Annotated in this window: 9 protein-coding genes and 1 tRNA gene; 1 reads left to right on the top strand and 9 read right to left on the bottom strand. The window is 68.0% G+C overall.

All coding sequences use genetic code 11. From position 1 onward, the window contains the following. Nucleotides 1-564: 564 nt before the first annotated feature. The 5 genes from mnmH to BLW48_RS27745 are packed head-to-tail and all read right to left on the bottom strand — an operon-like array spanning nucleotide 565 to nucleotide 4,954. Nucleotides 565-1,614 carry a tRNA 2-selenouridine(34) synthase MnmH gene (gene mnmH / locus BLW48_RS27765; protein ID WP_093178666.1) on the bottom strand — a complete coding sequence of 350 codons (1,050 nt, stop codon included), beginning with the start codon at nucleotides 1,612-1,614 and terminating at the stop codon, nucleotides 565-567. Nucleotides 1,615-1,646: 32 nt separating this feature from the next. Continuing rightward, nucleotides 1,647-2,447, bottom strand: coding sequence for a phosphonate ABC transporter, permease protein PhnE (phnE, locus tag BLW48_RS27760; protein WP_093178665.1), 801 nt, complete (start codon nucleotides 2,445-2,447; stop codon nucleotides 1,647-1,649). Next, on the bottom strand, nucleotides 2,444-3,274 hold the full coding sequence (locus BLW48_RS27755; protein WP_093178664.1) for a PhnE/PtxC family ABC transporter permease: 831 nt from the start codon (nucleotides 3,272-3,274) through the stop codon (nucleotides 2,444-2,446). Before BLW48_RS27755 ends, phnE begins: the two co-directional genes overlap by 4 nt. Then, a complete protein-coding gene (locus tag BLW48_RS27750) occupies nucleotides 3,271-4,086 on the bottom strand; it encodes a phosphonate ABC transporter ATP-binding protein (RefSeq protein WP_093178663.1) in 816 nt (271 codons plus the stop codon). Before BLW48_RS27750 ends, BLW48_RS27755 begins: the two co-directional genes overlap by 4 nt. Nucleotides 4,087-4,096: 10 nt before the next feature. Further along, nucleotides 4,097-4,954, bottom strand: a complete 858-nt coding sequence (locus BLW48_RS27745) for a putative selenate ABC transporter substrate-binding protein (RefSeq protein ID WP_093178662.1) — start codon at nucleotides 4,952-4,954, stop codon at nucleotides 4,097-4,099. An 83-nt stretch (nucleotides 4,955-5,037) separates the two neighbouring features. Here BLW48_RS27745 and selD point away from each other — a divergent pair, with 83 nt between their 5' ends. After that, on the top strand, nucleotides 5,038-6,105 hold the full coding sequence (gene selD / locus BLW48_RS27740; protein WP_256330955.1) for a selenide, water dikinase SelD: 1,068 nt from the start codon (nucleotides 5,038-5,040) through the stop codon (nucleotides 6,103-6,105). Nucleotides 6,106-6,252: 147 nt separating this feature from the next. Here selD and BLW48_RS27735 read toward each other — a convergent pair. From BLW48_RS27735 to BLW48_RS27720, 4 genes are all read right to left on the bottom strand, one after another. Further along, a tRNA-Sec gene (locus tag BLW48_RS27735) sits at nucleotides 6,253-6,345 on the bottom strand. Nucleotides 6,346-6,359: 14 nt separating this feature from the next. Then, complete coding sequence (gene selB / locus BLW48_RS27730; RefSeq protein ID WP_093178660.1) at nucleotides 6,360-8,267, bottom strand: selenocysteine-specific translation elongation factor; 1,908 nt, start codon at nucleotides 8,265-8,267, stop codon at nucleotides 6,360-6,362. Between the two features lie 13 nt (nucleotides 8,268-8,280). Next, complete coding sequence (locus BLW48_RS27725; RefSeq protein WP_093178659.1) at nucleotides 8,281-9,486, bottom strand: ferritin-like domain-containing protein; 1,206 nt, start codon at nucleotides 9,484-9,486, stop codon at nucleotides 8,281-8,283. Next, nucleotides 9,452-10,312: a phosphate/phosphite/phosphonate ABC transporter substrate-binding protein gene (locus BLW48_RS27720; RefSeq protein WP_093178658.1), complete on the bottom strand. Its 861-nt coding sequence runs from the start codon at nucleotides 10,310-10,312 to the stop codon at nucleotides 9,452-9,454. Before BLW48_RS27720 ends, BLW48_RS27725 begins: the two co-directional genes overlap by 35 nt. Nucleotides 10,313-10,319 lie beyond the last annotated feature (7 nt).

The following is a 10,319-nucleotide window of genomic DNA, read 5'->3' as shown; positions in this document are numbered from 1 at the left end:
CCCCCCCCTTGATTTCAAGAATCGAAGCATCCTATTCGATGTATGTAAGGATTAGGGCTGGTTTGATTCAAATGATTCACGGATCGTTCTACATATTTCCCAAGGGTAATGAGTTTGCTTTGTTGGTGAATAATGGGAAGTACGCAATGGTTGCTGGGCCCTGTTTTTTGTAGAAGCGATTCTGAAAGATAGCGTAGATGCTTCCTGGAATTCGGTTCGAGTTGATGATCAAATTGATCAACTATGGCTTTATTTTTTGTGGCGAGCGATGATTGCGTACGGAATGAAGTAAAGCGGTAATGGCTTTAGGTTTGCCATCGGCAGCCGCAGCTTCCACAAATTGATGAAAACTGAACGTCCTGCTCCACCGCCTCTCGTTGAGCCGCTGCGATCCTGGTCTAGCCTAAATCGCTATCTCGCGAATGGCACTGAGTATTAGAAAATCCATAGTGATAACCAGAGTACGTGGTCACGGGACAAATTTCATATGCCTCTCCGAAGACTGGTGGGGGCTAAAGCGCCGTGACCGCGATAGCGATAGCAGGTTGCTAAAGCGCAACCAGTTCAATGCAGCTCCAACACCGCATCAGCCACCGCCTCGATCCCCTGATCCGACAAGTCCTCCGCCACCACGCTCCGGCGCTGCACCCAGGCCCTGAAGTGCAGCTCCTGCGACTTCTGGTAATGCGGGTCGTAATGCAACGCCATCAGCTCCGCAAACAGATGCGGCAGATCGGCTTCGCGCGCCCACTGCTGCCAGCGCGCCACCGTCTCCTTCCCCTGCATTTCCTTCAGCACGCCCATCTTGTCGGCCAGTGCCTCGCGGTCGTCGCCGAGGTAGGCGTAGTCGCGCAGCAGATAGGCCAGCCGTGCCTCGGGCGTGGCCGCCACCTCGATGCACGACGCCGCCCGCATCCGCGCCACCAGCGACAAGGGCAGCGACAGCCGCCCGATGCGGATGCTCTCTCCCTCCACATACAGCGGGCGCGAGAGATCGACGGTTTCGAGTACTGCCGCGATCAGTGTCTCGAAGTGCTTCTGCGAAGGCTGCGCCACACCCGGCAGCGAGCCGAGCAGCGAGCCCTTGTGGCTGGCGAAGTCTTCCAGGTCGAGCACCTGCGCGCCGCGCGCGGCCAGCGCGTGCAGCACGCGGGTCTTGGCGCTGCCGGTAGCGCCGCAGATCACGCGCAGGTCGAGCTTCGGGGTCAGCGTGTCGATCTGCGAGATCACGTGCCGGCGAAAGCTCTTGTAGCCGCCGGCGAGCTGCTGCGCGTCCCAGCCGACGAGGCGCAGCCAGGTGACCATCGAGCCGCTGCGCATGCCGCCGCGCCAGCAGTAGACCAGCGGCTTCCAGTTCTCGGGCCGGTCGGCCAGCGTGTCGCGCAGATGCCGTGCGATGTTGGCCGCGACCATCGCGCCGCCGATGCGCCGGGCTTCGAAGGCGCCGGTCTGAACGTAGACAGTGCCGACGATGCGGCGCTCGTCGTCGTCGAGCACGGGGCAGTTGATGGCGCCGGGGATGTGGTCGAGCGCGAACTCGGCCGGGGAGCGGGCGTCGATCAGCGTGTCGAAGGCGTGGCGGTCGCCGACCCGCACGGGCTGGCGATGACTCATGGCAGGAACCTCATGCCCCGATTGTCGGGTACTCAGGCGTATGCAGGTCCAAGGCCACGGCGCAAGCGAGCGCTCGCAAAGTCCACCAGCGTGACCAGCACGAACATCGCGATCAGCACCGTCATCGCCTGCTGCTGCTGGAAGATCGACAGGTGGAAGTACAGCAGCTGCCCCAGCCCGCCGCCGCCCACGAAGCCCAGCACGGCTGCCATGCGGATGTTCATCTCCCAGCGGTAGAGCGCGTAGGCCACCCACTGCGGCAGCACGATGGGCAGGCTGGCGTAGCTGAAGGCGGTGACGGGGTTGGCGCCCGAGAGCGTCAGCGCGTGCTCGGGTTCGCGCGGGGCGTTTTCCAGCGCTTCGGCAAACAGGCGGCCCAGCACGCCGGTGGTGTGCAGCGACAGTGCCAGCGCGCCAGCGAAAGGGCCGATGCCGGCGGCGAGCACCATCAGCGCGGCCCACACGAGTTCGGGCACGCTGCGCAAGAAGTTCAGAACGAAGCGCGCCACATGGCGCGGCAGCCAGCCGGCGCGGCCCGAGGCTGGCAACGCGAGCACCGCGCCCGCGATGGCCGCCAGCACTGTGCCAAGGGCGGACACGGCCAGCGTCTGCAACGCGCCGTTGCCGACCTTGGAGAGAAACTCGGGCGACACATCGGGCGGGAAGAACTCGGCGATGAACTTGCCCATGAGCCGCAGCGACTCCGACGAGCCCAGCGCGCGATAGTCGATGCCCAGATACACAAAGCTCGCAATCACCGCCACACCGATCAGCAACAGGGCAATGCGGCAACGCCAGCAAGGCGGCGGGCGTGGGGGCAGCAGCGTCGTCATGCCAGCAGCCTCCGCAACGCATTGCTCAGCAGGTCGGCCAGCAGCACGAGCGCCAGGAACACCAGCAGGATGCTGCTGGCCTCGCCGCCGTTGAGCATCTTCATCGACTGGTCCATCAACTGCCCCAGTCCGCCTGCGCCGACGAAGCCCATCACCACCGACGCACGCACCGCGCATTCCCAGCGGTACACGGTGTACGAGGCCAGTTCCTGCGCCGTGTTCGGCAGCAGCCCATAGCAGAGCGCCGAGAGCCGGCCGCTGCCGCTTTCGAGCAGGGCTCGCGCGGGGCGTGTGTCGGTCGATTCGAGGATCTCGGCGTAGACCTTGCCCAGCATGCCGCCGTAGGTGATGGCCAGCGCCAGCACGCCCGCGGCGGGGCCGAGCCCGAGCGCGCGCACGAAGAGCAGAGCCCACACGATTTCCGGAATGGCCCGCAGCACCATCAGCAGCCAGCGCGCGGCCTGCCGCACGATGCCCGCCTGCACGCGGCCGGGGCCTGGGCCAATGCGCGAGATGGAGAGAGCGCGTGTCGTCACGAAGCCCAGCGGCGCGCCGATCAGCAACGCCAGCGCCGTGCCGGCCGTGGCCATCGCCAGCGTTTCGAGCGTGGCCTTGAAGAGCAGCGCGAGAAAGGCGGCCGAGCCGTCGGGTGGAAAGAAGCCCGCCAGGAAGCCGCCGATGACCGCGAGGTTGCCGCTGCCGAACAGCGCCCACGGCTTGAATTCGGACAGCGCCAGCATCGGCCATGCGATGACGAGCGCGGCGACGCATCCGGCCAGCCGGCGCGCGGCGTGCGGGTCGCGGTGGGCGATGGAGGTACTCGTCAAGGGCAGTCCGGCCGATGGAAAGCCGCTTCCATTGCCGCACTTGCCGGCTGCGGCCGCTGCGTTGCGATGCCGCCTTCGCTCGCATAGAGCGCGTCGAGCATCGTGGCCGTTACTTGCGCGGCGGGCAGGTCGAACATCACCTGCCCGTTGCGCATGCCAACGATGCGCGGAAACCAGCGCAGCGCTAGGTCCACCGCATGCAGCGAGGCCATCAGCGTGGCGCCCGTCGATTCGCTTTGCGCGACAAGCTGGCCGATGGCGGCGTCGGCCAGCGTGGGGTCCAGCGCGGACACGGGCTCATCGGCCAGCAGCAGGGCGGGGCACTGATACAGGGCCCGCGCAATGCCCACGCGCTGCAGCTGGCCGCCCGAGAGGCGGTCGCAGCGGTCGAACAGGCGGTCTTCCAGCGACAGGCGCGTCAGCACTTCGTGCGCACCGGCAATGTCCGAGGGATGGAAGAGCGAGCCCAGCGCGCGCAGTGTCGACCACTCGCCGAGCCGACCCGCGAGCACGGCTGTGACCACGCGCAGGCGCGGCGCAATCGGCGGCGACTGGTGCACGGTGCCGATGCGGGCGCGCAGCTTCTTCAGCGCCGCGGCTGGCAATTGCCAAGGCCTGGCGCCCAAGGCCTGAACCTCGCCCTCCGTGGGCCGCAGCGCCGCGCCGAGCACGCGCAGCAGCGTGGTCTTGCCGGCGCCCGAGGGCCCGATGACGGCGATGCGTTCGCCGTCGTGCGCGGCCAGCGTCACCCCGGCCAGCGCTCGCTGGCCGTTGGGGTGCACGACACCCGCGCCTTCCAGCGAAAAACTCATCCGCGCAAACTCACTTGATCAGGCCAGCCGACTTGCCCGCCGTCTCGATGCCGTCGTAGTTCGACGACTTGGTCGGAATGAACTTGCTAGCCCGCTGCAGCGCCATGATTTCCTTCTGCGTCGGGTTGGCCGGGTCGAGCTTCAGGAACGCATCGGTCAGCTTCCTGGTGATGGCCGGATCGAGCCCCGGGCGCACCGTCCAGTTGTAGTCGTAGTAGGTCGGCGTGGTCGCCAGCACGCGCACCTTGGCGGCGTTGGGGTTCTTCGACTCGACCAGCTTGTCCCACACCGATGCGTTGAGCACGCCGGCTTCGGCGCGCGATGCGGCCACGAAGGCCACCGTGGCGTCGTGCGCGCCCGAGAAGGCGACCGTCTTGAAGTCCTTCTCGGGGTTGATGCCGGCCTGCAGCAGGAAGTAGCGCGGCATCAGGCTGCCCGAGGTGGACGAGGGCGCGCCGAAGGCGAAGGTCTTGCCCTTCAGGTCGGCCAGCGTCTTGGCGGTGCTGTCGACCGGCACGATGAACTTGCTGGTGAACACTTCATCTTCCGCGCGCTGCACGATCGGTACCGCGCCGCCGTTGGTGCGAATGCGTGCCTGCACGAAGGTGAAGCCGCCGAGCCAGGCCAGGTCGATCTTGTTGGTGGCCAGGCCTTCGACCACGGCGGCGTAGTCGGTCACGGGCGTGAACTGCACGTCCATGCCGGTTTCCTTCTTGAGGTAGTCGCCCAGCGGTGTGAACTTGCGCTGCAGCTCGGTGGGGGCTTCGTCGGGAATGGCCGAGACGCGCAGCACGCCCTGGGCGAGGGCGCCGAAGCTGGCGACGGAAAAGGCCAGCGCGAGCGCCACCTGGGTGAGAGTCTTCTTCATGGATGTGCCTCGAAAGCGTGCAGCGGGTGTGGGAAAGGAAAGGACGGGATTGTAGAAAGCAGGGCCGCTTCGATAATCGGCCCATGAACCCAACGCTCATGAACCCGCTCGCGCCTTTGCGCCTCACGAGCTTTTCGCATGGTGGCGGCTGCGGCTGCAAGATCGCGCCCGGCGTGCTGTCGCAGATCCTCAAGAACCATGCGGGCGGCATGATCCCGCCCGAGCTCATGGTGGGCATCGAGACCGCCGACGACGCGGCGGTCTACAGGCTCAACGACCAGCAGGCGCTGATCGCGACCACCGACTTCTTCATGCCCATCGTGGACGACCCCTACGAGTTCGGCCGCATCGCCGCGACCAACGCGATCAGCGACGTGTACGCGATGGGCGGGCGCCCGATCATGGCGCTGGCCCTGGTGGCCATGCCGATCAACCAGCTGCCGGTGGAAGTCATCGCCGAGATCGTGCGCGGCGGGCAGGACGTGTGCCGCGCAGCCGGCATCCCGATTGCCGGCGGCCACACCATCGATTCGGTCGAACCGATCTACGGGCTCGTCGCCATGGGCCTCGTGCACCCCGACCGCGTGCGGCGCAATGCCGATGCGAAGGCGGGCGACGTGCTGGTGCTGGGCAAGCCGCTGGGCGTTGGCGTGCTGTCGGCCGCGCTCAAGAAAGAACAGCTCTCCGAGACCGGCTATCGCCAGCTGATCGAGAACACGACGAAGCTCAACACGCCCGGCATCGCGCTCGCGGCGCTCGACGGCGTGCATGCGCTGACCGACGTGACGGGTTTCGGCCTCGCTGGCCACACGCTCGAACTGGCGCGCGGCGCGAAGCTCAAGGCGGTGATCGAATGGTCGAAGGTGCCGCTGCTCGACAACGTGGTGGTGATGGCCGCCGAGGGCATGGTCACCGGTGCCTCGGGGCGCAACTGGGCCGGCTACGGCGCCGACGTGGAGCTGGCCGCCGGCCTGCATGCCACCGCGCAGAACCTGCTGAGCGATCCGCAGACTTCGGGCGGCCTGCTCGTGAGCTGCGCGCCTGAAGCGGTCGATGCCGTGCTGAAGATCTTCCGCGACGAAGGCTTTGCGCAAGCGGCGGTCATCGGTCGTGTAGAGGCCGGTGAGCCCTCGCTGCGCGTGGTGCCCTGACAGAGCGGTCCTATGCCGACTCGTCGAGTGGGCAGTCGCCGTCGCGAGCGGTTCGAGCTTGCGCCGAGAAGCGCAGACGTACATGGGTACGTCGAGCATCGCAGGTGCAAGATCGGACCGCGCAGCAGGCGAATGCCCGCTCGACGGCGGAAGGGGGAAGGAGTCGAACCTTCCCGGCGACGACTGGCGCCACCCACTGGGTTTGAAGCCCAGCCGCCCCACCAGGGACGATCCCCTCCCATGACTCTTGTCGTTCACGGCCTCGCCCCGAACAACGTCGTATCGGGCCGCAGCAAGTGCGTGTCCTTCACGCGCCGCGTATAGCCCACACGGTCAAAAAATTCGAGCAACTGGATTGCGCGCTTGCGTCCCAGCCCCGTCGCATCGCGAAAACTCGCGGCCTGCAAGCCTTCAGGGCCATCGAGGCAATCGCGTGCCAACGCCGCCAACCGCTCGATGGTTGCCAACGGATAGTACAAGTCCTTCACCACCTGAAAGGTCTCGCCACGCCGCGCGAGACTCGCGAGCGTCTGCCGCACCATCGGCTCGCCCACCGCGCAGTCCTTCGCAAGATCGCGCACCCATGGCGGATCGAAGCCGCCATCGGCCAGCCTGGGCAATAGCTTCTGTGCGAGCTTTTGTTCAGCTTCACCGAGCCGTGCCGCGTGGTCCGGCAGATGCAGCCAGGTGCCGCTGCGCACCAGCGCACCGCGCGCGACCAGATCGTCGAGTGCGTGACGCCACAGCGAGTCGTCCGCGCGTGGCCCGGCCAGCCGCTTGAGGCGGCGCGCATCGGGTCCGACTTCGTCTGGCGCGGTGCGATGGAAGTCCGCGAGGCGCCCGGTGATCTGTTCTTCGAGCATGTCCAGATGCGTTTGCGCGATGGCCGTGTGGTCGATGCGCACGGCGTCGCCGGGCAGCGGCATCGCACCTTCATCGGCCAGCGAGAGAGCGCGCGCCATCCGTACGATGTCGATGCCCAGCGGCGCGTTGTGCAGCAGCGCGGCCACGCGCGCATCGCGGTCGTCGATGGCCCAGGCCGCCAGCGTGCGCAGGCGCTCGGGCGTGCGGCGGTAGCGCACCGGCGCGAACGGATCGAGCACGCGCACGCCGGCCACGGTGCGCGTGGCAGAGGCATCGCGCAGCACGCCGCGGTCGCCATGCCATGCGCCGACTGCTTCCCGCAGCACCACCTGTGCAAAGGCCGTTTCGCCGGGCGCGAGCGCATCGCGGTCGAGCAGCGCGACAGACGCCATCACATCGCTCGCGCCGAGGTGCGCGTGCACCGTCGCGCCTGAGCGCAGAGGCTTGGCCTCGTCGGGCCACAGCGTGAGGAGCACGTCGATGCGGTCGGTGGCAAGCGCGATGGATGGTGTGCAGACCCAGTCGCCGCGATGCATCTCGTCCTTGGTGACGCCGGCCAACGCCAGCGCACAGCGCTGGCCCGCGCGCGCCGATTCGGCCTTCTGGTTCTGCGCATGGATGCCGCGCACGCGCACCGTGCGATCGCCGGGCACCACGCGCAGTTCGTCGCCGATGCGCACCGTGCCGCTGAAGACCGTGCCTGTGACCACGGTGCCGACGCCCGACAGCGTGAAGGCGCGATCGACGGCGAGGCGAAACGCCAGGTCGTCTTCGCGCGCGTGCTCCTGGCGCGCCACGTCGAGCAGCCGCTCCCGCAGCGCATCGATGCCTTCGCCGGTCGTCGCCGACACCGCCAGCATGGGCGCCTGCGCGAGCGGCGTGAGCGCGAGCAGCGTGGCGGTGTCCGCGCGTACCTCGGCGAGCCGCGCGGCGCGAATAGCCTCGTCGATGCGGTCGATCTTGGTGATGGCCACAGTCGCCTCGCGAACGCCCAGCAGTGCCACCACCGCGAGATGCTCGCGCGTCTGCGGCATCACGCCGTCGTCGGCGGCCACCACCAGCAGTGCGTGGTCGATGCCGGTCGCACCGGCCAGCATGGTGTGCAGCAGGCGCTCGTGGCCGGGCACGTCGACGAAGCCGAGCGACACGCCATCGGGCGCATGCAGGTACGCGTAGCCCAGCTCGATGGAAATGCCGCGGCGCTTTTCCTCGGGCAGCCGGTCGGTGTCGACGCCGGTGAGCGCGCGCACCAGCGTGGTCTTGCCGTGGTCGATGTGGCCTGCGGTGCCGATGATCATCGTGGGGGCGTCGTCACATGAAGTTGCGGGTGTGCAGCTCGGACAGCCGCTGCGCCTCGTCACGGTCGAAGCCCAGTCGCGCGAGGCGCGAACGCCGTCCGGCTGCCATGTCGCGCTGCAGCTGCTGCACGGCCGCGTGGCCGCGTGCGACGGCAGTGGGCGAGAGTTCGCCGGCCGCCAGCAGCACCAGCGCGTCGAACACCTCCTCGTTGAGGCCCGCCGTGCTGGCCAGCGTGTCGTAGCGCACCTCGATGGCGTTGCGCAGCCGCGCCTGGTAGTCGGGCTGCACCGAGAGCCGGTATTCGAGATGCGCCATGCCGAAGGCGACGTGGCGTGCCTCGTCGCGCGCCGTGAGCCTTGCGATCTGCCGCGTCACCGGGTCTGGCGCGTGCGCATGCAGAAAGTTGAGCAGGTTCACGAAGCTGCCCTCGCCGAGCACGGCCAGCAGGAAGGTGGCGACGGAGAAATCGGGTGCATCGAACAGCGTGCGCAGCGAGGCCTGACCGCCGGCCGTCGACAGCGCAGGCTGGTGGCCGCGCAACGTGGCGCGGCGCGTGAAGACTTCGACGTGCCGCGCCTCGTCCGCGCATTGCAGCGCGAGCAACTGCAGCACCTCGCGGAAATGCGGATGGATCTGCCCGAGGTGGCGCGCCGGCACCAGCAGCGCGGCATTCTCGTTTTCGATGAGATAGGTCATCACCTGCACGACCGCTGCTTCCACCGCGGGCGACAGGTCGAAGGGCGCGTCCCACTCGATGGCCGTGCCCGGGTCCCATTGGGCTGCTGCTGCCTGCCGGTAGAGCTCGCCCGCCGTCGCGGCCCACACTTCGTCGCGGCGATGCAGGGCGAAGAAGAAGGGCGGGCTGCCGGCCTCCACCGTGGCGCCACGCGCCGCCAGGCCCCAGCCGGGCGCGGCGTCTTCGGCGGGCGCACCGTTGGCGTCGCCCTGCGCGGCGCCGGTCGATTGCGCGCCGAGCCAGCGGCCTTCGGCATGCGGGCCGCGCGTGACCAAAGCCTCCTCCACCGTCTCGAAGCGCAGCGGATGCCCCTGGCTGCGGCACCAGGCTTCCAGGTGCATCTGCCAGTCCGGCGATTGCCCGCGCACGCGCAGCTCGCCGCCCACCGGCCTTTCAGCCAGCGCGCGGCGAATGAGCAGCAGGGCACCCTGGTCGAGGCCGAGCGACTCAATATCGATAGTCGGGGTTGGTGATGCGGCCATCGCCGTCGTAGAAATGCTCGTCGTCCACCGCGTGCTCGAGCAGCGCGTAGCCGCTGGTGCGTCCGGCGCGCCATTCGCGCAGGCCTTCGAGTTCGAGCAATGGGCGCACCTGCGGGTCGTCCCAGCGCATCGCCATCAGCAGCGACACGAAGCGGTCGATCAAGGCGGCCGGCGCGCCGGGGCTGGTGGTGAAGTTGCAGTGGTCGTAAGCGCCGGTGCGTGCCAGCACGCGCGTGCTGCCCGACGGCAGCGTGCCGTCGAGGCCGAAGGCCAGGTGGTTGCCGTCGATGAGGCAGCAGGCGTCGACCTCGCCGGCCATCAGCGCGATGGCCGCATCGCGCTCGCCGCCGATGTGGTCGCCATGCTTGCCGCCCAGCACGTCGAAGTAGCGCACCTGGAAGTCGTGCGACTTCACCAGGCCTTCGGTGCGCAGGTGGTCGAGCGGGATCAGCGTGGCCTGCGGCGAATCGAGCGCACCCAGCCCGACGGTCTTGCCGCGCAGATCGGCCAGCGACTGCACCGGGCTGCCGGCCCGCACGACGATGGCCGAGCGCAAATCGCAATCGGTGTCGCGCATCGCCACGGCCTGCACCTGCTGGCCGCGGCTGCGCGCGACGCGGTCGGCCCGCACCCACGCCAGCGGCGAATTCCACGCCAGGTGCAGCGTGCCGTCGAACTGCGCCTCGACCTGGCTTTCGTAGTTCGAATACAGCACGTAGTCGAAGGGCAGGCCGTTCTTCACGAAGAAGGCCTTGAAGCCCTCCCAGATGGTGACGACCTTGGGCGCGTAGGCCACGGCGCCCATGATCAGCGTCGGTTCGGACATGGCGCGG

It is taken from the genome of Variovorax sp. YR266 (assembly GCF_900107295.1).
GTDB lineage: Bacteria > Pseudomonadota > Gammaproteobacteria > Burkholderiales > Burkholderiaceae_C > Variovorax.
The sequence above is the reverse complement of the archived record's forward strand: the minus strand, read 5'-3'. Positions and strand labels throughout refer to the sequence as shown.